This is a genomic window from Pseudomonas sp. H2_A10, assembly GCF_054680085.1.
Genome location: NZ_CP162821.1, coordinates 2,126,828 through 2,147,704, shown reverse-complemented (window position 1 = coordinate 2,147,704; position 20,877 = coordinate 2,126,828). Strand labels below are relative to the sequence as shown.

At 58.3% G+C, this 20,877-nt stretch carries 24 protein-coding genes, 1 tRNA gene and 1 pseudogene; 3 read left to right on the top strand and 23 right to left on the bottom strand.

Features of this window, described 5'->3' with window-relative positions; genetic code table 11:
• Positions 1-32: 32 nt before the first annotated feature.
• The 19 genes and pseudogenes from AB4O23_RS09895 to AB4O23_RS09805 form a co-directional block, all read right to left on the bottom strand.
• Positions 33-416 (bottom strand): MerR family transcriptional regulator, encoded by a 384-nt coding sequence (locus AB4O23_RS09895; RefSeq protein ID WP_017529209.1) that lies wholly within the window; start codon positions 414-416, stop codon positions 33-35.
• A 160-nt stretch (positions 417-576) separates the two neighbouring features.
• Positions 577-1,155, bottom strand: coding sequence for an NAD(P)H-dependent oxidoreductase (locus tag AB4O23_RS09890; RefSeq protein WP_137220233.1), 579 nt, complete (start codon positions 1,153-1,155; stop codon positions 577-579).
• A 186-nt stretch (positions 1,156-1,341) separates the two neighbouring features.
• A tRNA-Lys gene (locus AB4O23_RS09885) sits at positions 1,342-1,417 on the bottom strand.
• A 111-nt stretch (positions 1,418-1,528) separates the two neighbouring features.
• A pseudogene (gene queE / locus AB4O23_RS09880) lies at positions 1,529-2,175 on the bottom strand (7-carboxy-7-deazaguanine synthase QueE).
• A 164-nt stretch (positions 2,176-2,339) separates the two neighbouring features.
• On the bottom strand, positions 2,340-3,173 hold the full coding sequence (ybgF, locus tag AB4O23_RS09875; protein WP_017529212.1) for a tol-pal system protein YbgF: 834 nt from the start codon (positions 3,171-3,173) through the stop codon (positions 2,340-2,342).
• A gap of 6 nt (positions 3,174-3,179) precedes the next feature.
• Positions 3,180-3,680 (bottom strand): peptidoglycan-associated lipoprotein Pal, encoded by a 501-nt coding sequence (pal, locus tag AB4O23_RS09870; RefSeq protein WP_003209827.1) that lies wholly within the window; start codon positions 3,678-3,680, stop codon positions 3,180-3,182.
• Between the two features lie 55 nt (positions 3,681-3,735).
• A complete protein-coding gene (tolB, locus tag AB4O23_RS09865; RefSeq protein ID WP_460063006.1) occupies positions 3,736-5,016 on the bottom strand; it encodes a Tol-Pal system beta propeller repeat protein TolB in 1,281 nt (426 codons plus the stop codon).
• A gap of 17 nt (positions 5,017-5,033) precedes the next feature.
• A complete protein-coding gene (gene tolA / locus AB4O23_RS09860) occupies positions 5,034-6,107 on the bottom strand; it encodes a cell envelope integrity protein TolA (protein ID WP_017529214.1) in 1,074 nt (357 codons plus the stop codon).
• A complete protein-coding gene (gene tolR, locus AB4O23_RS09855; protein WP_161979898.1) occupies positions 6,107-6,559 on the bottom strand; it encodes a protein TolR in 453 nt (150 codons plus the stop codon). The genes tolA and tolR overlap by 1 nt, the downstream gene beginning before the upstream one ends.
• Before the next feature lie 23 nt (positions 6,560-6,582).
• A complete protein-coding gene (gene tolQ, locus AB4O23_RS09850; RefSeq protein WP_032890916.1) occupies positions 6,583-7,278 on the bottom strand; it encodes a protein TolQ in 696 nt (231 codons plus the stop codon).
• A 1-nt stretch (position 7,279) separates the two neighbouring features.
• Positions 7,280-7,735, bottom strand: a complete 456-nt coding sequence (ybgC, locus tag AB4O23_RS09845) for a tol-pal system-associated acyl-CoA thioesterase (protein ID WP_032890914.1) — start codon at positions 7,733-7,735, stop codon at positions 7,280-7,282.
• Between the two features lie 139 nt (positions 7,736-7,874).
• Complete coding sequence (ruvB, locus tag AB4O23_RS09840; protein ID WP_017529216.1) at positions 7,875-8,933, bottom strand: Holliday junction branch migration DNA helicase RuvB; 1,059 nt, start codon at positions 8,931-8,933, stop codon at positions 7,875-7,877.
• Positions 8,934-9,545, bottom strand: coding sequence for a Holliday junction branch migration protein RuvA (gene ruvA, locus AB4O23_RS09835; protein ID WP_003175802.1), 612 nt, complete (start codon positions 9,543-9,545; stop codon positions 8,934-8,936). It abuts the gene before it with no gap.
• Between the two features lie 69 nt (positions 9,546-9,614).
• Positions 9,615-10,139 carry a crossover junction endodeoxyribonuclease RuvC gene (gene ruvC, locus AB4O23_RS09830; RefSeq protein ID WP_017529217.1) on the bottom strand — a complete coding sequence of 175 codons (525 nt, stop codon included), beginning with the start codon at positions 10,137-10,139 and terminating at the stop codon, positions 9,615-9,617.
• 171 nt (positions 10,140-10,310) lie between these two features.
• Entirely contained in the window at positions 10,311-11,057 is a 747-nt protein-coding gene (locus tag AB4O23_RS09825) for a YebC/PmpR family DNA-binding transcriptional regulator (protein ID WP_460150462.1), read from the bottom strand.
• A gap of 135 nt (positions 11,058-11,192) precedes the next feature.
• A complete protein-coding gene (aspS, locus tag AB4O23_RS09820) occupies positions 11,193-12,968 on the bottom strand; it encodes an aspartate--tRNA ligase (protein ID WP_116079235.1) in 1,776 nt (591 codons plus the stop codon).
• A gap of 108 nt (positions 12,969-13,076) precedes the next feature.
• The gene (locus AB4O23_RS09815; protein ID WP_010208103.1) at positions 13,077-13,298 is read right to left on the bottom strand and encodes an FmdB family zinc ribbon protein; all 222 of its coding nucleotides are present in this window, start codon (positions 13,296-13,298) and stop codon (positions 13,077-13,079) included.
• Positions 13,299-13,464: 166 nt separating this feature from the next.
• Positions 13,465-13,806: a ribbon-helix-helix domain-containing protein gene (locus AB4O23_RS09810; RefSeq protein WP_017529220.1), complete on the bottom strand. Its 342-nt coding sequence runs from the start codon at positions 13,804-13,806 to the stop codon at positions 13,465-13,467.
• 182 nt (positions 13,807-13,988) lie between these two features.
• Positions 13,989-14,462 carry a Dps family protein gene (locus AB4O23_RS09805; RefSeq protein ID WP_460105874.1) on the bottom strand — a complete coding sequence of 158 codons (474 nt, stop codon included), beginning with the start codon at positions 14,460-14,462 and terminating at the stop codon, positions 13,989-13,991.
• Positions 14,463-14,813: 351 nt separating this feature from the next.
• On the opposite strand from AB4O23_RS09805, the gene AB4O23_RS09800 reads away from it, so the two are divergent.
• Positions 14,814-15,416, top strand: coding sequence for a cold-shock protein (locus AB4O23_RS09800; protein ID WP_005790922.1), 603 nt, complete (start codon positions 14,814-14,816; stop codon positions 15,414-15,416).
• 70 nt (positions 15,417-15,486) lie between these two features.
• On the opposite strand, the gene AB4O23_RS09795 is transcribed toward AB4O23_RS09800, so the two are convergent.
• Both AB4O23_RS09795 and AB4O23_RS09790 read right to left on the bottom strand, forming a co-directional pair.
• Positions 15,487-15,693 (bottom strand): SlyX family protein, encoded by a 207-nt coding sequence (locus tag AB4O23_RS09795; protein ID WP_003175810.1) that lies wholly within the window; start codon positions 15,691-15,693, stop codon positions 15,487-15,489.
• 3 nt (positions 15,694-15,696) lie between these two features.
• Positions 15,697-16,122: an HIT domain-containing protein gene (locus AB4O23_RS09790; RefSeq protein WP_065876967.1), complete on the bottom strand. Its 426-nt coding sequence runs from the start codon at positions 16,120-16,122 to the stop codon at positions 15,697-15,699.
• A gap of 743 nt (positions 16,123-16,865) precedes the next feature.
• Between AB4O23_RS09790 and AB4O23_RS09785 the strand changes: the two genes are divergently transcribed.
• Complete coding sequence (locus AB4O23_RS09785) at positions 16,866-18,158, top strand: OprD family porin (protein ID WP_017529222.1); 1,293 nt, start codon at positions 16,866-16,868, stop codon at positions 18,156-18,158.
• 192 nt (positions 18,159-18,350) lie between these two features.
• On the opposite strand, the gene AB4O23_RS09780 is transcribed toward AB4O23_RS09785, so the two are convergent.
• Together AB4O23_RS09780 and AB4O23_RS09775 are read right to left on the bottom strand one after the other, a co-directional pair.
• Positions 18,351-19,193, bottom strand: a complete 843-nt coding sequence (locus AB4O23_RS09780) for a mechanosensitive ion channel family protein (RefSeq protein WP_460062994.1) — start codon at positions 19,191-19,193, stop codon at positions 18,351-18,353.
• Between the two features lie 136 nt (positions 19,194-19,329).
• Positions 19,330-19,815, bottom strand: coding sequence for a YajQ family cyclic di-GMP-binding protein (locus tag AB4O23_RS09775; RefSeq protein ID WP_003175814.1), 486 nt, complete (start codon positions 19,813-19,815; stop codon positions 19,330-19,332).
• A 125-nt stretch (positions 19,816-19,940) separates the two neighbouring features.
• Here AB4O23_RS09775 and AB4O23_RS09770 point away from each other — a divergent pair, with 125 nt between their 5' ends.
• On the top strand, positions 19,941-20,858 hold the full coding sequence (locus AB4O23_RS09770; RefSeq protein ID WP_065876986.1) for a putative 2-dehydropantoate 2-reductase: 918 nt from the start codon (positions 19,941-19,943) through the stop codon (positions 20,856-20,858).
• The last annotated feature ends 19 nt before the right edge of the window (positions 20,859-20,877 follow it).

Sequence of the window (20,877 nt, the reverse complement as noted above, 5' to 3'; positions counted from 1 at the left end):
CACCGCTTCATGAGCTCATGCAGCACGTTCGTTCAGGCTGTTTTGGACAGGTGCTCAAACTGGCATTGGTATTGGGCATCCTTGAGGCTGCTTTCAAATTGCTCAAGGCCGTCGTAGATGTTCTGCAACCCTTGGATCTGGGCTTTCAGCTCGATTTTTTTATCCGCAATGGCCTTGTTGGCCAAATCCCAAGGCAGCTCCTGGCCGCGGTGATCCTGAAGGATCGCCTGCATTTCCTTGAGTTTGAACCCCAGTTGCTGAGCACACTTGATAAACGTCAGCAACTCGACGCTTTGCTGGCTATAGACCCGATACTTGCCCTCGCGCACCGGCGGGGGCAGTAAGCCGATGTCTTCATAGTGGCGGATCGTCTTGACGGTGGTGCCCGACAGCAGGGCCGCTTTGCCGATATACATGAAAAGTCCTTTTTTATGGCACACGTGTGGAAGCGCATTTTGGCGCGCGCATCTTCACACATGTCTCCGGAACCGGGAACCCGGAGATATCAAAAGGCTATGTATCTATATGAATGAAGCTGGCATCGCCCGTTGCAGGCGATGCTGTGCCACGCGGGCATCAACGGCCGGCGATAGCCTGCGCTTGCTTGAGCCAGGCTTCACGCTGGGAGGCGCCGGAACCGAGGATTGGCCCAAACGTAAGCGTGTTCAACGGTTTTATGCCGCAAAACTCAAGGGTGGTTTTGCGCATCTGATGCAGGCCCGGCATGCGATAGACCCATTTGTAGTACCACGGCGGCGTGTCCATCGTGACCAGCAGATCAGCCGTACGCCCCTTTAGAAGCTTATCGGGAAAGGCTTTGCCTTCGCGGTACTTGAAGGCGAACCCCGGAAGGAATATCCGGTCGAAAAACCCCTTCATCAATGCCGGAATCCCGCCCCACCAGATCGGATAGACAAATGCCAGGTGTTCAGCCCAAGTGATATCGGCCTGAGCCTTGAGCAGATCCGGCTCCAACAGCTGAACGTGTCTGTAGCCGTCGTGCAGCACGGGATCGAAGCGCAATGCGTCCAGCCGCAACAGACGCACATCGTGCCCGGCACGTGTGGCGGCATTCACGTACGTCTCGGTCAACGCCCCACAAAAACTGTCGGTTGAGGGGTGCCCCAGAATCACCAGTACTCGCTTACTCATCATCACCGCATCCTGAAAGTTGAACGTTCAGGATAGGGTGTGCCCGTAACAGGAGAGTCAACAGGCGCTTTGGCCAAATGCTGGCAGTGCCGGGTGCATTGCGCACCTGTCAGGCCCAAATGCCAGGCAAAAAAAAACCCGGAAATCCTCACTTGCGTGGGCCTTCCGGATTTTCTAAACCGCCAAAAATGGTGGGTCGTGTGGGATTCGAACCTACGACCAATTGGTTAAAAGCCAACTGCTCTACCAACTGAGCTAACGACCCGCTGTGTGGTGGCGCGTATAATACTGATTTCTAAGGATTATTCAACACCTTATTTTAAAAAAATCAGAAATAACGCGTTAGGGCTGCAATGACGGCCGTTTGTGCGCCCTCTCAGCGACCCGGCTCGTCGTTCCACAGGTACTTGTGCAACTGCAATTGCAGGCGCACCGGCAGGTTGTCCGCCACCACCCAGTCGGCCAGGTCGCGCGCGTTCAGGTCGTGATGGCTTGGGGAAAACAGCACTTCACCGGCTCGACGGTCGAGACCGTATTGGATCAACTTGGTGTTGGCCCAATCGTAGTCCGCACGGGAACAGATGACGAACTTGACCTGATCGTTGGGCGTCAGCAGCTCGATGTTCTCGTAACGGTTGCGATGCGCTTCCTTGGAGCCTGGCGTCTTGAGGTCGACCACGCGGCTGACGCGTGGGTCGACTGCCGAGATGTCCAAGGCCCCGCTGGTTTCCAGGGACACTTCATAACCGGCATCACACAACTGCTTAAGCAACGGGATGGCATTGGGCTGGTCAAGGGCTCGCCACCGGTCACGCAGACATAGCGAGGCTTGAAGCCGGCGACCTGCTCCAGGATGTCGTCGAGGGTGCGCAGGGTGCCGCCACTGAAGGCATAGGCACTGTCACAGTATTGGCAGCGCAAAGGGCAACCGGTAAGGCGCACGAAAACGGTGGGCAGCCCAGCGGTTCGCGTTTCACCCTGTAACGAGTAAAAAACTTCGGTAATACGTAATGTGTCTTGCATAGTCGCCACGGGCGTAACAGCTAAACAGGCTGTCCGCCTCCGTCAGGCACTTCAAGGAACCCCGCCAACGCGTAGGCTCCAAGGAGCGTGTTTCATAAAAGGGCGTGGATTCTAACGAAAAAACCCGCGCCAGGCGCGGGTTTCTTCTAAACGGGCGGCATTGCTTACAAGCGCTGCAGATCCCGTTGAGCCAACTGTGCGGCGGAAGTCCCCGGATATTGGGCTACAACCTGCTGCAGAATGCCTTTTACCTTGTCGGTATGACCCAGGCGGCGTTCTACGTCAGCGAGCTTGTACAGCGAGTCGGGTACTTTGGCGTGTTTGGGGTACAACTGGCTGACCTTGGCAAATGCCTGGCCCGCCCCCTGCAGATCACCCTTCGCCAGGTTTACTTCGCCCAGCCAATATTGGGCATTGCCCGCGTACTGGCTGTTCGGGTATTTGCGCAGGAACGCGCTGAATGCCTGGCTGGCCTTATCGAAATCCTTGGCTTTGATCAGGTCGAAAGCTGCATCGTAATACAGCTTCTCCTTGGCCGGATCACCCGGTTCGCTGCTGGCGGCAGGGGCTTGGCTGGCAGCCGCGGCGCCTGCTGCACCACCGGCGGCAGCGCTTGGCGCACCACCGGCAGAAGAATTATCAGGAGTAGCGGCAGGTGTAACACCGGCTCCTATGCGTCGATCAAGATCCTGGTAACGCTCCAGGCCTTCTTGCTTCAACTGGTTCACTTGATTCTGCAGAACTTCAATGGCGCCCTGTTGCTGGGCCAATTGATCCTGCATGCGTTGCAGTTGGTTGAACAGTTCGCCCTGTGCCGAAGGAGCGGCCGTAGCCGCCCCCCCAGCATAGGCGCCGTTCGTGCCATAACCCGCTGGCGGATAGCTGCTCCCGCTATTGTTATAGCCAGAGTTGCTATCTTCCACAGGAACCGCAGCCCACACCGCAAGCGGTGCGAAGCTGAGAGCCAATACAGTTAGAGCACGACGGCACGTTCGCATGACGAATTACTTACGCAGTTCGACGCGACGGTTTTGAGCCCAGGACTGCTCGTCGTGGCCAGTAGCAACTGGACGCTCTTTACCGTAGGAAACCAGTTCCAGTTGGCCTGGAGCAACACCTTGCAGTACCAGGTAGCGCTGAACGGCTTTCGCACGACGCTCGCCCAGTGCCATGTTGTACTCACGAGTACCACGTTCGTCAGTGTTACCTTCCAGAACAACGCGAGCGCCGTTAGCTTTCAGGTCCTTGGCGTGAACGTCCAGAGCGCGCATGGCTTCTGGTTTCAGGTCCGAACTGTCGTATTCGAAGTAGAAAGTGGTGATAGCGCGCAGAGCAGCTTCTTCGCTCAGGGAGCCGTCAACTGCACCAGTGTTAGCGCCGTAACCAGCGTTTGGATCAACAGCTGCGCCTTCACCGGCATTGTCGCCGCCTTTAGACGAGCAACCAACGGCTACGGACAGAGCCAGAGCCAGAGCAGCAAACTTACCAAACTTCAGCATTTCCATCGTGAAACTCCTAATGAACCCCAGTGTGTTAAGTACTTCTTTTTGTAGCGCCGCGTCAGTTCAGGTAAGGGGACCAGGACGGTTCTCTGACTTCGCCTTGAGCGGTAGGAAGCGGGAGCCTTACGCGTCCGTTAATGGACACGAGCATCAAGACTCCCCGGCCCTGCTGGCGGGTGGCGTAGATTACCATGGTGCCGTTGGGCGCAACAGTAGCTGACTCATCAAGGTTGGTATCTGTAAGGATTTTTACCGTTCCACGCTGCAAATCCTGGGCCGCAACCCGGAAATTAGTGAAACCATCCTGACGGTGAATCATCACCAACGTCTTTTCATCAGCCGAAAGCTTAGGGTTGGCGTTGTAGTTACCAATAAAGGTCACTCGTTCCGCACCGCCACCGCCAATACTCGATTTGTAGATTTGTGGCTTGCCGCCCCGGTCAGAGGTGAAATAGATGGTCGAACCATCCTTACCCCAGAACGGTTCAGTGTTGATACCCGGGCCGCTGGTCACACGCGTGATCTGGCGCGAAGCCATGTTCATCACGTAGATGTCCGGGTTGCCGTCTTTGGACAATACGAACGCCAGGCGCGAACCATCCGGCGACCAGGCCGGCGCACCGTTGAGGCCTTCGAAGTTAGTGATCTGCTCACGACGGCCGGTGTCGATGTGCTGGACGAAGATACGCGGACGTTTCTGCTCGAAAGACACATAGGCAATGCGCTTGCCATCCGGCGCGAAGCGCGGCGACAGGATTGGCTCACGCGATTGCAGCAAGGTCACGGCGCGCGCGCCGTCATAGTCCGAGCGCTGCAGGGTGTAACGGGTGTTGTCTACGGAGAAACGCTCAGCCGTCACGTACAGCAGACGCGTCGAGAAAGCACCCTTGATGCCGGTAAGCTTTTCAAACGACTGGTCAGAGATGTAGTGGGCCATATCCCGCAGTTGTTCGGCGGTGCCCGATACGCTGCCGGTCAGCACCTGCTGCTCGGTGGCCACGTTGAACAAGGTGTAGGTGATCTGCAGGCGACCGCCGGCCGGCGTGATGTTGCCGACCATCAGGTACTGGGCGCCAACGGCTTTCCAGTCACGGAAGATCACTTCGCTGACCTGGGCCGGCTGGCTGATCATGTTGCCTTTGGGAATCGGCGCGTAGTAGCCGGAATTGCGCAGGTCGTCGCTGACGATCTGGGCCATGTCGTCCGGCAGCACGCTGCCGCCCTGCCAACCGAACGGTACAACCGCGATCGGGGTGGCCCGATCGCTACCGCTGGTAACCAGAATGTTCTTTTCATCCGCCGCCGCTATCCCTGCCATACAGCAAATAACGACAAGCATTCCTCGAAGAAGGTTTCTCACAAGGCTAGATCCTCAGGTGTGAATGTCATCTTGAATGAACGATAGGGAGCGAAGTCGCTTGGTTTCATTCCCTGCATCTCGGTCAACCGGCCAATGTTCTTGACCGCGGCAACCGCCGAACTGTCGAACGATGGATCGCCACTGCCCTTGGCCACGCTGACCGAAGTCACCGTACCGTCCGGCAACATGCCGATCTGTAGCACTACTGTCATGCCTTTGCGTGCCGAAGGTGGACGAGTCCAGCCTTCTGCTGCCCGTGCCCGAATCAGGTCGTCGAAACTGCCCGCGACTTCATCACCACGCTCATCGGCCAAGGCTTGCTGACGCTGCGGCGTGTCGGAGAGCAAATCTGCCAAGGCCTGGGCCTTTTTCTCTTCGGCGGATTTACGCGCTGCTTCCTGGGCCTTTTTCTTGCTGGCATCGGCGGCAGCTTTCTTCTTCGCGTCGTCGGCGACTTTCTTCTTCGCCTCGTCTGCTTCAGCTTTTTTCTTGGCGTCTTCGGCGGCTTTCTTCTTCGCGTCTTCGACTATCTTCTTCTTGGCCTCTTCAGCGGCCTTCTTCTTGGCCTCTTCTTCGGCAGCCTTTTTGGCTTCTTCTTCAGATTTCTTCTTGGCTATATCAGCCAATTGTTTCTCTTCGGCTTTTTTCGCTTCGGCGGCTTTCTCGGCTTTCTTGGCTTCATCAGCCTTTTTCGCCTCGTCGGCCTTCTTCGCTTCGTCAGCCTTTTTCGATTCCTCGGCTTTTTGAGCCGCCTCTTCTTTCTTTTGTTCCGCAGCAGCCTTCACCGCTTCCTGCTCGACCTTTTTCTGTTCCATCTGCTCGACTTCAGTCTGGCGCGCGGCCGACTTCTGGGCTTCACCCGCAATCTTCTGATTGGTCTGGGTGGTGGCCTGACTTTTCGATTTCAGCTGATACAGGGTCGCCTGCACGATCGGCTTGGCTGGCGGCAGGTCCGGGGTCATGGCAAAGCTGACGAACAGCATGCCAAATACCAGGACGTGCAGGGCAATTGCCCAGACGCTAGGCCAGAAGTAGCTTTCCGAGGCGGACGGCTCTCGCTGTTGCTGCATCAGGGCGCCTCGGTAATCAAGCCAACGTTACCCACGCCGGCTTTCTGCAGCCCACCCATGGCACCCATGACGGAGCCGTAGTCGACCGACTTGTCGCCGCGAATGAACACCTGGGTGTGCTTGCCGCCTTCGTTGCCGGAGCGAATGATCTTGGTCACCGCATCGGTCATCGCCGGCAGGGTCAAGGCCTTGTCCTGCTGCTTCTGGGTGTCGACTTCGCTGCCAAGGTTCCAGTAATAGGTCTTGTCAGACTTGATCGAAATGGTCAGCACCTGGGTGTTGTTGTCCTGGGGCAAGGCTTCGCTGGAAACCTTGGGCAGGTCAACCTTCACGCCCTGGTTGAGCATCGGCGCAGTCACCATGAAGATCACCAGCAGCACCAGCATCACGTCGATGTAAGGCACTACGTTCATCTCGGCGACCGGCTTGCGCTTGGTTCGAGCTCGAGTGATTAAAGCCATCGGGGAGTACCTGCTTATTCTTCGCTGGTGTGCACTTTACGGTGCAGGATCGCCTGGAATTCATCGGCGAAGGTGTAGTAACGGCCAATCAGGTTTTCGCCGCGCGCGGCAAAACGGTTGTAGGCAATAACGGCCGGGATAGCGGCGAACAGGCCGATCGCGGTGGCGATCAGGGCTTCGGCGATACCCGGGGCCACGGTGGCCAGGGTGGCTTGCTGGGCCTGGGCCAGGCCGCGGAAGGAGTTCATGATGCCCCACACGGTACCGAACAGGCCGATGTACGGGCTGACGGAACCTACGGTGGCGAGGAACGGCAGGCTCTGCTCCAGTTTCTCTTCTTCGCGGGAAATGGCCACGCGCATGGCACGGGCGACGCCTTCCATCACCGCTTCCGGATCAACACCCGGTTGCTGGCGCAGGCGCGAAAATTCCTTGAAACCGGCACGGAAGATCTGCTCGACGCCCGAGTCCGGGTCGGGGTTGCTGCCGGCCTGGCGATACAGCTTGGACAGGTCGATACCCGACCAGAAGCGCTCTTCAAAGCTCTCCAGGGCACGTCGACCGGCACGCAGCAGGTTGCTGCGCTGAAAAATCATGACCCAAGAGGTAACCGATGCGGCTACCAGGATCAGCATGACCAGTTGAACCACAACACTGGCATTGCTGACCAGGCTCCACATGGAGGAATGGTCGACGACGGTAGGTTCCACGCTAAATCTCCTGCTTTGATTGTTTACCCGCGCCGCTCACGGCGGCAAAGGCCGCACGTAGAGTTTCGGGAATGGCCCGAGGTTTCAAACTGTTGGTGCGCACACAGGCCACCAGGAACTGCCCCTCGCAGAGCAGCGTTGCATCCGTTGCCCGCCTGACCTGCTGCTTGAAACGCAGGCTGGCACGGTTCAATTCGATTACTTCAGCGCTGACCAGCAGTTCGTCGTCCAGTCGCGCCGGCGCGTGGTAACGCGCCTCGCTGGAGTGCACGACGAATAACAGGTCCTCCCCTGCCAGCTGGGATTGGGCAAAGCCCAGCTCCCGTAGCCGCTCGGTTCGAGCCCGCTCCATGAACTTGAGGTAATTGACGTAATACACGATGCCGCCGGCATCGGTGTCCTCGTAATAAACGCGACAGCGATGTGCGAACGACTGATCCCCGTTTTGCGCGCGCATACTCTAGTGCTTACTCCTGAGGTTGCCAATCCGGCTGAGCAACTGTTTTTGCATTCTCAAAGACATTTCCAACCACTGACTGACGACGCCAGACACTGGGACAGCACAAACCTCGAATAAATCGGCCCGCATCGCCTTTTTAATCGTCCACTGCATCGAGAAACTCGTCTACCGCAGGCATCTCACCCAAACGTGACGGAATGTTTAACCCGAAGTGCAGATAGGCATGGCGTGTGACGACGCGGCCCCTTGGGGTGCGCATGATATAGCCCTGCTGGATCAGGTACGGCTCCAGCACATCTTCGATGGTATGGCGCTCCTCACTGATTGCGGCCGCCAGGCTGTCCACACCCACCGGGCCACCGTCGAATTTCTCGATCATGGTCAAGAGCAGGCGCCGGTCCTGGTGGTCGAAACCATGCTCATCCACGTCCAGCAGGTTCAACGCCAGGTCGGCCACGGCCTTGGTGATATGCCCCTTGGCTCGCACTTCGGCAAAGTCGCGCACGCGGCGCAGCAGGCGGTTGGCAATTCGCGGCGTGCCACGGGCGCGACGGGCGATTTCAAACGCGCCTTCCGGGTCCAGCGGCAACCCGAGAATGCTTGCCGAACGGCTGACGATGGTTGCCAGGTCGGCGGTGCTATAGAACTCTAGACGTTGAACAATGCCGAAACGGTCTCGCAACGGGTTGGTCAGCATACCGGCACGCGTCGTTGCGCCCACCAGCGTGAACGGTGGCAGGTCGAGCTTGATCGAACGGGCCGCCGGGCCTTCGCCGATCATGATGTCGAGCTGGAAGTCTTCCATCGCGGGGTACAGCACTTCCTCGACAATCGGCGACAGGCGGTGAATCTCGTCGATAAACAACACATCGTGAGGTTCAAGGTTGGTCAGCAGCGCGGCCAGGTCGCCTGGACGCTCCAGCACAGGGCCGGAGGTGGATTTGATCGACACGCCCATTTCCTGGGCAATGATGTTGGCCAGGGTGGTTTTACCCAAGCCCGGCGGGCCGAAGATCAAGGTGTGGTCCAAAGACTCACTGCGCCCACGCGCGGCCTGGATAAACAGCTCCATCTGCTCGCGCACGGTGGGCTGGCCGATGTAGTCGGCCAGGCTCAGCGGGCGAATGGCACGGTCCTGGACTTCTTCACGGTCGCGCGGGCCGGTGGCCGCGATCAGACGATCAGCTTCAATCACTTAAATCATTCCCTTCAGGGCTCGGCGGATCATGTCTTCACTGCTCAGGTTCTTGTCTTTGATGGCCGACACGGCTTTGCTGGCTTCCTGCGGCTTGTAGCCCAGGGAGATCAAGGCACTGACCGCATCGCTTTCGGCGCTAGCGACCTGGCCCGCCGGCATGTCCGGCTGGTTCGGCACCAGGGCGAACATGCTCGGTACGACTTCCCACGCTTTAAAGCGGTCCTTGAGCTCCACCAGCAGGCGCTCGGCGGTTTTCTTGCCCACGCCTGGCACCTTGGTCAGCGCCGAGGTGTCCTGGGCCGAAACCGCACGCACCAGTTCATCCACTTCCAGGCTCGACATCAAGGCCAGCGCCAATTTTGGCCCTACGCCATTGAGGCGAATCAGTTCACGGAAGAAGTCGCGGTCACGCTTGCCAATGAAACCATAGAGCAATTGCGCGTCTTCGCGCACCACCAGGTGAGTATGCAGCGTAATGGGTTCGCCGACCGAGGGCAGGCGGTACAGCGTAGTCATGGGCACTTCCAGCTCATACCCCAACCCATTGACATCCAGAATCAGGTGCGGCGGCTGTTTTTCAGCCAGAGTGCCGCGCAAGCGTCCAATCACGGTTCAGATCCTTAAAGCGTGGGGGTCAGATCAAAGGCCTGACCGCAAATATCGATTGCGCTGATGCTATCAGAGACGCAGCCGCCCGCCACGACTGCGTGCGGTGCCCAACCCATGAGGCAGCAGGCTGGAACGGGTATGCGCATGACAAATGGCGATGGCCAGGGCGTCGGAAGCGTCAATCTGCGGTTTTGAAGTGAGTTTTAGCATGTGCATGACCATCATCTGCACCTGTTCTTTATTGGCCGCGCCAGTGCCGACCACAGCCTGCTTGACCTGGGTCGCGGTGTATTCGGCGATCTCCATGCCCTCCTCGGCGCCAGCCACGATAGCAGCACCGCGGGCCTGACCAAGCTTCAACGCAGAATCGGCGTTCTTGGCCATGAATACTTTTTCGATGCCCATGGTCACAGGGCCGTAGGTCTGGATCACTTCACGCACGCCGCGATAGACAATCTGCAAACGCTCGGCCAGTTCGCCCGAACCGGTGCGGATGCACCCCGAAGCAACGTAGACGCAGCCGCGCGGGGTCTGTTGCACCACGCCAAAACCGGTAATGCGCGAACCGGGGTCGATACCTAGGATTAAAGTCATAACGCCTGCGGTTAGGGTAAACACATTTCTTGATACTCAGAGAATCCAATGTGGGAGGGGCTTGCCCCCGATGGCGGTGGGTCAGTCACAAATGTGCTTACTGACACTCCCTCATCGAGGGCAAGCCCCCTCCCACACAAGCCCCTCCCAGATTCGGAGCTACAGCGCTTTTCAGCCCAGTTGCTCCGCTACCGATTCCGGGATGTCGGCATTCGAGTAAACGTTCTGCACATCATCCAGGTCTTCGAGCATATCCAGCATCTTCAGCACTTTCTGCGCGCCGTCCAGGTCCAGTTCGGCACTGGTGGTCGGCAACATCACGATTTCCGCGTCGGTGCCCTTGAAGCCGGCAGCCTCCAACGCGTTACGCACGGCGTAGAAGCTGGCAAACGAGGTAAACACATCGATGGAGCCGTCTTCGTTGGTCACCACGTCGTCGGCATCGGCCTCCATCGCAGCTTCCATCAGCGCGTCTTCATCGGTGCCCGGCGCGAAGGATATCTGCCCTTTACGCTCGAACAGGTAGGCCACCGAGCCATCGGTACCCAAGTTGCCGCCGCATTTGCTGAATGCATGGCGCACGGCGGCGGCGGTGCGGTTGCGGTTATCGGTCATGCACTCGACCATCACCGCCACGCCGCCCGGACCATAACCTTCGTAGGTCAGCTCGACCATGTCGTCGGTGTCGGTCGCACCGGCGCCACGAGCCACGGCGCGGTCGATGATGTCGCGGCTCATGTTAGCGCCCAGGGCCTTGTCCAGTGCCAGGCGCAGACGCGGGTTGGAACCTGGGTCACCACCGCCCTGGCGGGCGGCGACGGTCAGCTCACGGATCCACTTGGTAAAAATCTTGCCTTTCTTGGCATCCTGACGCTCTTTGCGGTGCTTGATGTTCGCCCACTTGGAATGGCCAGCCATAACACAACTCCGAATTCTCTAGAAACCTTATCAATCCCGCCCCAGGCGAGATTTCCCTCTTTTAAACGCAAAGGCGCATCCGAAGATGCGCCTTTTTGACTGCCTACAACCCTATCGCGCTTTCACGCAGCAGCCTTACTCAGCCTTCGGCGTCTCGCGCAGGCGGATGTGCAGCTCGCGCAGTGCCTTGGCATCCACCACACCCGGAGCCTGGGTCATGACGTCCGCGGCGCTCTGGGTTTTCGGGAAGGCGATCACTTCACGGATCGACTGGGCGCCAGTCATCAGCATGACCAGACGGTCCAGGCCGAACGCCAGGCCACCGTGCGGCGGCGCGCCGTATTTCAGGGCGTCGAGCAGGAAGCCGAATTTCTCTTCCTGTTCCGCTTCGTTGATGCCCAACAGGCGGAAGACCGCTTGCTGCATCTCTTTGCGGTGGATACGGATCGAACCGCCACCCAGCTCGGTGCCGTTGAGCACCATGTCGTAGGCGCGGGACAACGCGCCTGCCGGGTTGGCTTCCAACTCGGCCGGGGAGCACTTCGGCGCGGTGAACGGGTGGTGCAAGGCGCTGAAGCTGCCGTCGTCGTTCTCTTCGAACATCGGGAAGTCAACGACCCACATCGGCGCCCATTCGCAGGTCAGCAGGTTCAGGTCGTGACCCAGCTTGATACGCAGCGCGCCCAGGGCTTCGCTGACGATCTTGGCCTTGTCGGCGCCGAAGAACACGATGTCACCGTCGACCGCACCCACGCGATCGAGGATCGCGTTCAGGTTGTCCAGCGGGATGTTTTTCACGATCGGCGATTGCAGGCCGTCAACGCCGTTGGCGCGCTCATTGACCTTGATGTACGCCAGGCCCTTGGCACCGTAGATGCCGACGAACTTGGTGTAGTCGTCGATCTGCTTGCGCGGCATGCTCGCGCCGCCTGGCACACGCAGGGCGGCGATGCGGCATTTCGGGTCGTTGGCCGGGCCGCTGAACACCTTGAAGTCGACGTCCTTTAGCTGGTCGGCCACGTCCACCAGTTCCAGCGGGTTACGCAGGTCTGGCTTGTCGGAACCGTAGCGGCGCATGGCCTCTTCGAAGGTCATGTGCGGGAATTCGCCGAACTCCAGGTCCAGCACTTCCTTGAACAGGTTGCGGATCATTTGCTCGGTCAGGCCCATGATCTCTTTTTCATCGAGGAAACTGGTCTCGATGTCGATCTGGGTGAATTCCGGCTGGCGGTCAGCGCGCAGGTCTTCGTCGCGGAAGCATTTGGCGATCTGGTAGTAACGGTCGAAGCCGGCCACCATCAGCAATTGCTTGAACAACTGCGGCGATTGCGGCAGCGCGAAGAACGAACCGGCGTGGGTACGGCTCGGTACCAGGTAGTCACGCGCGCCTTCCGGGGTGGCCCGGGTGAGGATCGGCGTTTCGACGTCGAGGAAGCCGTTTTCATCCAGGAAGCGGCGGATGCTGGTGGTCATGCGCGAACGCAGGCGCAGCTTCTCGGCCATTTCCGGACGACGCAGGTCCAGGAAGCGGTACCGCAGGCGGGTTTCTTCGCCTACGTCGGAGTATTCGTTGAGCGGGAACGGCGGCGTTTCCGACTCGTTCAACACTTCCAGCTCGTAGCCCAGCACTTCGATGCCACCGGACGCCATGTTCTTGTTCACGGCACCGGCAGGACGCAGGCGGACCTTACCGGTGATCTTCACAACGTACTCGCTGCGCACACGGTCGGCGGCGGCGAAGCTCTCGGCGCGGTCCGGGTCGAACACTACCTGGGCCAGACCATCACGATCACGGATATCGAGGAAGATCACCCCGCCGTGGTCGCGGCGACGGTGAACCCATCCGCAAAGGGTGATTTCCTGACCTTCCAGGGTCTCGTTCAGTTGGCCGCAATAGTGGCTGCGCATCATGGTCGTGGTTTCACTTCTCGTAATTCGAAATTCGGTGGCAGGCCTGCCTCGTCACCGTACATTAAAGCAGGGGACGGATAATGCAGGAGCCTGCGCGTAGAGTTCAACTCAGTCTGCTTTGTCGCCGCCCGCCAGATTCTTCTTCGAGCCGGTCTTGAAATCGGTCTCGTACCAGCCGCTGCCGCTCAAGCGGAAGCCCGGCATGGACAACATCTTCTTGAGCTCCGGAGCCTGGCAGGCTGGGCAATCGACCAGCGGCGCTGCGCTGATCTTCTGAATGGCTTCCAACTGATGACCACAGGAAGCACATTGATAGTCGTACATGGGCATGGAGATGTCTCGGCGATCAGAACGTTACTGCGCCACGCCTGCCCTAAGGGTCGGCGGCATGCGCAGCAAAGCGCGGGATTATATCTGGTAAATCGAGGCAGCGCAGCCGGCTTTCTACCCGAAGCCTCGCCCGCCTGGGCGGCGGGCCGGCTGCGGGGTCACGGGTTTACTCAGGGTTCGGCGAGGTGGCGCAGCTTTTTAGCAAGTGAACGACGCACACCACCCTCACGAGCCCACTGAAATTTTTCACACCGCCGTAACGCAAATGCACTTCCCGGTCGACGTAAGACAACAATGCACTGACAGAACAGGCATTGATCCGGGCTATTTCCGTAAGGATGTTCCAATAGACCTGCTCAAGCCGCAGGCACGTTGAAAACCCATTGAGCCTGACCGATCGGGACAAGGGCCTGGCCAGCGCCATGTCGAACCCTTTAGCAAACGGGTCGACTTTTATCTTATGAAAACCACAGGTTTCCATCACTCCATTACCCACCGCGCGTGACATACACCTGACACTCCATTGCCAAACAGTAACCCAGGGGTTATTCCCATTGGGCGATGGTTCTATGGAACAGCAGGGAGACCGGTGGCAGCCAGAAGACGCGGAGTCGATAGTTGTAGGACAACGCCAGGAAGTGCGCAGAAACAAGCGAGTGGCGCCAGGACGGCGCCACTCCGATGCGTGACTTATTGATTTTCGAGCAGGGAACGCAGCATCCACGCGGTTTTCTCATGGACCTGCATGCGCTGGGTCAGCAGGTCCGCCGTCGGCTCATCGCTGACTTTATCGAGCAATGGGAAGATGCCACGCGCCGTGCGGGTGACCGCCTCCTGGCCGGTCACCAGCTGCTTGATCATCTCTTCGGCGCTGGGTACGCCTTCCTCTTCCTTGATAGAAGAAAGCCGGGCGTAGATCGAATAGGCGCCCGGTGCCGGGAACCCAAGGGCGCGGATACGCTCGGCAATGGAGTCCACCGCCAGCGCCAGCTCGTTGTACTGCTCTTCGAACATCAAGTGCAACGTACGAAACATGGGGCCTGTGACGTTCCAATGGAAGTTGTGGGTCTTCAGATACAGTACATAGGTATCGGAAAGCAGCCGCGAAAGCCCGTCGACGATGGATTTGCGATCTTCTTCACTGATGCCGATATCGATTGCCATGTTTATCCCCTTCAATTGAGCAACATTCATTGACCAGGTGCCGCACCACTCTAGCAAGAGTGCCGGCGATACGCAGCCGGATACACCCAGGCGACGTGCGGCAAATCGCGCGCACCTGTCTAGGACAAGTGTTTGCCCTGCAAATGCCCAAAGCCTCACGCGCCCCGTAAATGCTTGATTTGAGTAGGCACGGCCTTTGCTGTTAAATAGGCAGCGTGTCGCCGCCGTTAATGTCCACGGCAAGCGGCATAGGCTGATACCCGTGCACGTGCCCAACGCCTCCCATTGTTCAGAAGCGAACCGTGCCAGTCAGCTCTTCCTGGTGATCCGTCTTAACGTGAGTTAATCAAAATGTTGAAAATCGTCCACCTGCTAACGGGCGTTGCAGCGTTGCTGCTGTCCTTTATCCCGAGCCTGCAGCCTGAAAGCCTGCCCTACCTGCAACAACATGATGCTTTGTATCTGGCCTTGTTCGGCCTTCTTAACCTGACCCTCGCCCCGGTAATCCCTTACTGGAACAAAGGCACCCGTCATCAACTGCAAAACCTGGTCAGCGCGCTGCTGGTACTGACCGTTGTCGTACAAACCCTCACCCTCCTGGCACCCATGCCTGAAGTCGGTGGTCATCCGGCCATCCTGCTCAGCCTGGTGATTGCTGTGGTCGCCATCGTTCTTCACCTGGCCATCAGCTTCTACCGTTCGTCGCCGGCGGCCGCGTCGCAGAACTACGATATGACCAACCGGGATACCGGTACCGTCAAGTGGTTCAATACGTCCAAAGGCTTCGGCTTTATTTCCCGTGATTCGGGCGACGATATCTTCGTCCACTTCCGGGCCATTCGCGGTGAAGGCCATCGCGTCCTGGTGGAAGGTCAGCGCGTGGAATTCTCCGTGATGAATCGCGACAAGGGCCTGCAAGCCGAAGACGTGATCGCGGCATTGCCGCGTCGCTGATACCGCTTTAGCAGCCGTAAAAAAACCGCGATCCGGCGCTGCCGGGTCGCGGTTTTTTATTGCCCCCGGATCAATAGTGAGGCGGTGGCGCTTCTTCTTCGGACGTTTCGAACTGGCCACCCATTTCTTCCTGGCGCTTGAGCAGCGCAGTCATCTGCAGTTGCAGGCGCTCAACCGCGCGTTGCTGGGCGACGAGGATGTCATTGAGGGTCTCGATGGTGTCGTCCTGAAAGGCCAGGCGGCTTTCCAGGTCGGTAACGCGTGCTTGCAGATCCATGATTCAGCTCTGGGTAAATTTGAAATCGGCGGGCAGCAGCTCGCGCAGACGTGCGCGGATACCCGCCACTTGCTCGTCAGTATAGGGCTGCGCAGGATGCTTGCCCCACACCGGTGCCGGCCAGGCGGCGTCATCGCGCTTGCGTACGATCACATGCACATGCAGTTGGCTGACCACGTTGCCCAGTGCACCGATATTCATCTTGTCGGCGTCCAGGCCCTGGTTCAGCCATTGCGCCAGGGCTGTCGTCTCTTGCCACAGAGTTTGTTGATCTTGGACACTCAGCTGAAACACTTCGCTGATACCTTCGATGCGCGGCACCAGGATGAACCAGGGGTAGTTCGAGTCGTTGGTCAGCAGCAGGCGGCACAACGGGAAATCCCCGATGACCAGTGTGTCTTGTTGCAGGCGTTGATCTAAGGCGAACACCGCGGGCCTCCGTTCGGCAGGTCAGGTTCAGGGCGCCCAGCATACCGTTGAATGCCTCAGGCTTCACGGCGATTGCACACGCACCCGCGCAATCCTGCAAAAAACCTGCACCCTTTCGATGCAGGCAATTATTTGAGCTACGCTAACTTGGGCCTCACCGGGATGCACCAAAATGACCCACCTGTGCTTCAAAGGGGCCCGCGAACTACCCACTTCGTGGGGTGGACCGGTAACGTTTTTACCTGGAACAGCTTTTTTGTACCTGCGAACAGAAGTAACACTAGGGCGTCAAGCCCAAACCAAACGGCTTAAAAAGCCCGTGTTTATGAGGTTTTTACAGGACCATCACATTTTTCACGAAAAAATGACATTCGGTTACTGAGTTGGGCGCGCTTGTTGCATTCACCCCGTTATCGTCGGCAACGGCACCTGCCGGGAAGCAGGTGTTACGCGATAAAGAACAGTGGCGTTTCAATGCATCTCAGGGAAGGTTTCAAACTTCGAAAGGCGTTTGAAAACAGCATTGAAGTTGTCAGCCCATTTACAGTCGGGCTGTGAATTTGCGACACGGAGCTAGCAATTTACGACAGCCTCGTAAAGAAGCTGAAAGGAAAGATGGGTAAGTATCGTCAATAGAGCCGGCGTGATATAACTTTGCGCCGACACAAAAAAGAAAGAGCCGCCCAGATAAAAATACAGGTGGGACGGCAGTACTCTTCCTAAAACCAAAGGAGCAAATCACGATGCGCGTGATGAAGTGGAGCATGATCGCCCTGGCTGTTTCAGCAGGCACCTCGCAGTTCGCAATGGCGTCCGCCCAGGACGATTCCAAGGGCTTTATCGAAGACAGCACCGCCAGCATCCTGACGCGTGCCTTGTACTTCAGCCGTGACCGCCGTAATCACGATGCAGCGCAAAGCCGTATTGAAGAATCCGGTCTGGGCTTCCACGGCCTCTTCAGCTCGGGCTACACCCAAGGCACCGTCGGTGTTGGTGTCGATGTCATCGGCCTGCTGGGCGTCAAACTCGACAGCGGCAAAGGGCGCGCAGGTACCGGTCTGTTCCCTGAAGGTTCCGACGGCCGTTCGCAGGACGACTATTCCAAAGCCGGCGCTGCCGTGAAGTTCCGTATTTCCAACACGGTTCTGAAGGTCGGTGATCAATACACCACCGCTCCAGTATTCGCCTCCGATGACAGCCGTTTGCTGCCGGAACTGCCGCAAGGCGTTTCCATCACCAGCAACGAAATCAAAGATCTGAAACTGGAAGCCGGTCACTTCACCTCGATCGTTGCCCAAGACCAGACCTACCGCGACAGTATCCTCAGCTCTGAGCCAAACTCAAACCGCGGCCTGCGCGACGCCAACTTCGTGGGCGGCGTGTACTCCTGGACCCCAGAGTTCACCACCAGCCTCTACTACTCGAAAGTGGAAGACTACTGGAAGAAGATCTACGCCAACGTGAACTGGACACACGCGCTTAGCGATGACCAATCCGTGGCTGTCGACTTCAACATCTACGACACCAAGAGCGACGGCGCGGGCCTGGTACGGTCCGACAAAGACAAGACCACCAAGCTCGACAACCGTGCATTCAGCTTGCAAGGCGCGTACACCATTGGTGCTCACACCTTCACCCTGGCAGCTCAGAAAGTCAGCGGCGACGGCCAATACGGCTACGGCGTAGACGGCGGCGGCACGATTTTCCTGGCCAACTCCATCGCCCGTTCCGACTTCAACGCTGAAGACGAGAAGTCCTACCAAGCTCGTTATGACCTGAACATGGCGACCTTCGGCATTCCAGGCCTGAGCTTCATGACTCGTTACGTAACCGGTCGCGGCGCCAACATCGCCACGACTAACAACGGTAAAGAGTGGGAACGCGATATCGAAGCCAAGTACGTGATCCAGAGCGGTCCGGCCAAGGACCTGAGCCTGCGCGTACGTCAAGCGACCTATCGCTCGTCTGATCAGGTTTACTCGGGTTCTCTCGACGAACTGCGTCTGATCGCGCAATACCCGCTGAACATCCTGTAATTGCCCGTTCAATTACAACGATGACTTAAGGCTTCGGCCTTAAACAAAAAGCCGCTCCCCTGTTTGCAAGGGAGCGGCTTTTTTATTGCAGTTTCATGTCGCCCGATAATAACTAGCAAGCTAAGTAACTAATGAGATTAAACCAACACGTTTAACCTGACCTTTCGGCCAAGTTAAACATGACGCTTCCCGTTACTTCGGTGCGGCTTCCTGCATTACGCGAATAACCCGCTGCGGAAATGGAATATCAATTCCCGCCGCCTTCAAACGATCACGCGCCAATTCATTAAGCATGAACACTACGTCCCAATAATCCGGCGTATTGGTCCAGCAGCGCAGGGAAACGGTGATCGAGCTGTCGCCCAGGGTCGAAACCACCGCGACCGCGGCAGGATCGGTCAGTACGCGTGGGTCCTTGGCCAGCTCCAGCAGCACTTCGCGGGCTTTCTGCAGGTCCGCCTCGTAGTCCACACCCACGTCAAACACCACCTTGCGGGTCGGCTGGCGGTTGGTGTTGGTGATAAGGCCGTTGGACAGGCTGCCGTTAGGAATGATCACCGTCTTGTTGTCGCCGGTGCGCAACACCGTGTGGAAGATCTGGATGCTGTCGACGGTACCCGAGGTGCCCTGGGCTTCGATCCAGTCACCAATGCGGAACGGGCGGAACAACAGAATCAGCACGCCACCGGCAAAATTCGCCAGGCTGCCTTGCAAGGTCAGGCCAATAGCCAGGGTAGCGGCACCGATGGCGGCAACGAACGAGGTGGTCGCCACGCCGATCATCGAGGCCACGTTGACCACCAGCATGACTTTGAGCGCGATGTTCGCCAGGCTGGTGATGAAATGTTGCAGCGCCTGGTCTGCGTTACGCAGGGCCAGCAGGCGGCCCACTCGGTGGGTCAATACATTGATCAGCCACCAGCCAATGGCCAGGGTGATCATCGCCAGCAATACGCGGCTGCCATATTCCATGATCATCGGGATCCACGACTGTGAGGTCTTGATCAAGTGATCCATTTCAGCGTTTAAATCCATGGAGCTTCTCCTGTGTAGCGGATGTGCGGCTTTATTGACTGCCTAAAAACGCAAATGAGCCCCGTAGGGCTCAAGTGTAGGCGCGGATTCTGGGGCGTGGGACGTCAAAAACGCGCACAGGTTCCGCAAAGTGCCATCAGTCGCGGAAGTTATTGAACTGCAACGGCATGTCGAAGGTCTTGGCGCGCAGGGCCGCGATGGCCTCTTGCAGATCGTCACGCTTCTTGCCGGTCACACGAACTTGCTCACCCTGGATGGCGGCCTGGACTTTCAGCTTGGCATCCTTGATATGCGCGACGATTTTCTTCGCCAGCTCCTTGTCGATGCCTTCCTTGAGCACGGCTTCCTGCTTCATCAGCTTGCCGGAGGCGTAGGCGTCCTTGATTTCAAGGCATTGCGCGTCGATCTTGCGCTTGACCAGTGACAGCTTGAGGATCTCGATCATCGCTTCCAGCTGGAAATCGGCTTCAGCGGTCAGGTTGACGGTCAGTTCTTTTTCCTTGAACTCGAAGCTGCCCTTGCCTTTGAGGTCATAGCGACGGTCCAGCTCCTTGACGGCATTCTCGACGGCGTTGGTGACTTCGTGTTTGTCCAGTTCAGATACCACGTCGAACGAAGGCATGTGATTTCTCCAATAATAAAGGGGCGGGCTCAGTAGAGATGGAGCGCGCCCGAGCTAAAATGCCGGGGCATTATAGCGGTTCTTTCGCCCCGTTCACCGCAGGCGACCCTACGGAGCAAAAACTGATGTCGACCACCTGGCATATTCTCGGCGCCGGCAGCCTGGGCACACTCTGGGCCACGCGCCTGGCCCGCGCCGGGCTGCCCGTGAGGTTGATCCTGCGGGATGAGGCGCGCCTGGCCAACTATCAGGCCGCAAAGGGGCTGACGTTGGTCGAGCACGGCGTAGAGCAGACATATCCAGTCATTGGCGAAACGCCCCACGGCCCGGAGCCAATTCATCGCCTGCTGGTAGCGTGCAAAGCCTACGACGCCCAAAGCGCGGTCGCACAGCTGCAACACCGGCTGATGCAAGACGCGGAGTTGATCCTGCTGCAAAACGGCCTTGGCAGCCAAGACGCGGTGGCCGCGCAATTGCCCCAGGCACGCTGCATCTTTGCCTCCAGCACCGAAGGCGCGTTTCGCCAGGCGGACTGGCGCGTGGTCTTTGCGGGTCATGGCTACACCTGGCTGGGCGACTCGGCCCGGCCGACGCCACCGGTGTGGCTGGACGAGTTGCAAGCCGCCGGCATCCCCCACGAATGGAGTACCGATATCCTGACGCGGCTATGGCGCAAGCTGGCGCTCAATTGCGCGATCAACCCACTGACCGTGCTTTACCAGTGCCGCAATGGCGAGCTGCAAAAGCATCAATGCGAAGTGGCCACCCTGTGCGCCGAACTCGGCGAACTATTGGAATGCTGCGGCCAACCCGCCGCCGCGCAGGATCTGCAAGCAGAAGTGGAACGGGTGATCCACGCCACCGCCGCCAACTATTCCTCCATGTACCAGGACGTGGCCAACGCCCGCCGCACCGAAATCAGCTACTTGTTGGGCTATGCTTGCCAGGCGGCAACCCGCCACCAATTGACGCTGCCGCATTTGCAGCAGTTGCAGCAGCGCTTGATCGACCAGTTAGTGGTACGCCGATTGCCCCGCGACTGAACCACGCGCTACCCTGCCA

Bases quoted from the DNA above. Each gene is read 5' to 3' on its own strand.
- AB4O23_RS09895 (WP_017529209.1), bottom strand. From the start codon at position 416: ATGTATATCGGCAAAGCGGCCCTGCTGTCGGGCACCACCGTCAAGACG.
- AB4O23_RS09890 (WP_137220233.1), bottom strand. From the start codon at position 1,155: ATGATGAGTAAGCGAGTACTGGTGATTCTGGGGCACCCCTCAACCGAC.
- ybgF (WP_017529212.1), bottom strand. From the start codon at position 3,173: ATGCGAACGTGCCGTCGTGCTCTAACTGTATTGGCTCTCAGCTTCGCA.
- pal (WP_003209827.1), bottom strand. From the start codon at position 3,680: ATGGAAATGCTGAAGTTTGGTAAGTTTGCTGCTCTGGCTCTGGCTCTG.
- tolB (WP_460063006.1), bottom strand. From the start codon at position 5,016: ATGCTTGTCGTTATTTGCTGTATGGCAGGGATAGCGGCGGCGGATGAA.
- tolA (WP_017529214.1), bottom strand. From the start codon at position 6,107: ATGCAGCAACAGCGAGAGCCGTCCGCCTCGGAAAGCTACTTCTGGCCT.
- ybgC (WP_032890914.1), bottom strand. From the start codon at position 7,735: ATGCGCGCGCAAAACGGGGATCAGTCGTTCGCACATCGCTGTCGCGTT.
- ruvC (WP_017529217.1), bottom strand. From the start codon at position 10,139: ATGACTTTAATCCTAGGTATCGACCCCGGTTCGCGCATTACCGGTTTT.
- AB4O23_RS09825 (WP_460150462.1), bottom strand. From the start codon at position 11,057: ATGGCTGGCCATTCCAAGTGGGCGAACATCAAGCACCGCAAAGAGCGT.
- aspS (WP_116079235.1), bottom strand. From the start codon at position 12,968: ATGATGCGCAGCCACTATTGCGGCCAACTGAACGAGACCCTGGAAGGT.
- AB4O23_RS09815 (WP_010208103.1), bottom strand. From the start codon at position 13,298: ATGCCCATGTACGACTATCAATGTGCTTCCTGTGGTCATCAGTTGGAA.
- AB4O23_RS09810 (WP_017529220.1), bottom strand. From the start codon at position 13,806: ATGTCACGCGCGGTGGGTAATGGAGTGATGGAAACCTGTGGTTTTCAT.
- AB4O23_RS09805 (WP_460105874.1), bottom strand. From the start codon at position 14,462: ATGGCAATCGATATCGGCATCAGTGAAGAAGATCGCAAATCCATCGTC.
- AB4O23_RS09800 (WP_005790922.1), top strand. From the start codon at position 14,814: ATGTTGAAAATCGTCCACCTGCTAACGGGCGTTGCAGCGTTGCTGCTG.
- AB4O23_RS09795 (WP_003175810.1), bottom strand. From the start codon at position 15,693: ATGGATCTGCAAGCACGCGTTACCGACCTGGAAAGCCGCCTGGCCTTT.
- AB4O23_RS09785 (WP_017529222.1), top strand. From the start codon at position 16,866: ATGCGCGTGATGAAGTGGAGCATGATCGCCCTGGCTGTTTCAGCAGGC.
- AB4O23_RS09780 (WP_460062994.1), bottom strand. From the start codon at position 19,193: ATGGATTTAAACGCTGAAATGGATCACTTGATCAAGACCTCACAGTCG.
- AB4O23_RS09775 (WP_003175814.1), bottom strand. From the start codon at position 19,815: ATGCCTTCGTTCGACGTGGTATCTGAACTGGACAAACACGAAGTCACC.
- AB4O23_RS09770 (WP_065876986.1), top strand. From the start codon at position 19,941: ATGTCGACCACCTGGCATATTCTCGGCGCCGGCAGCCTGGGCACACTC.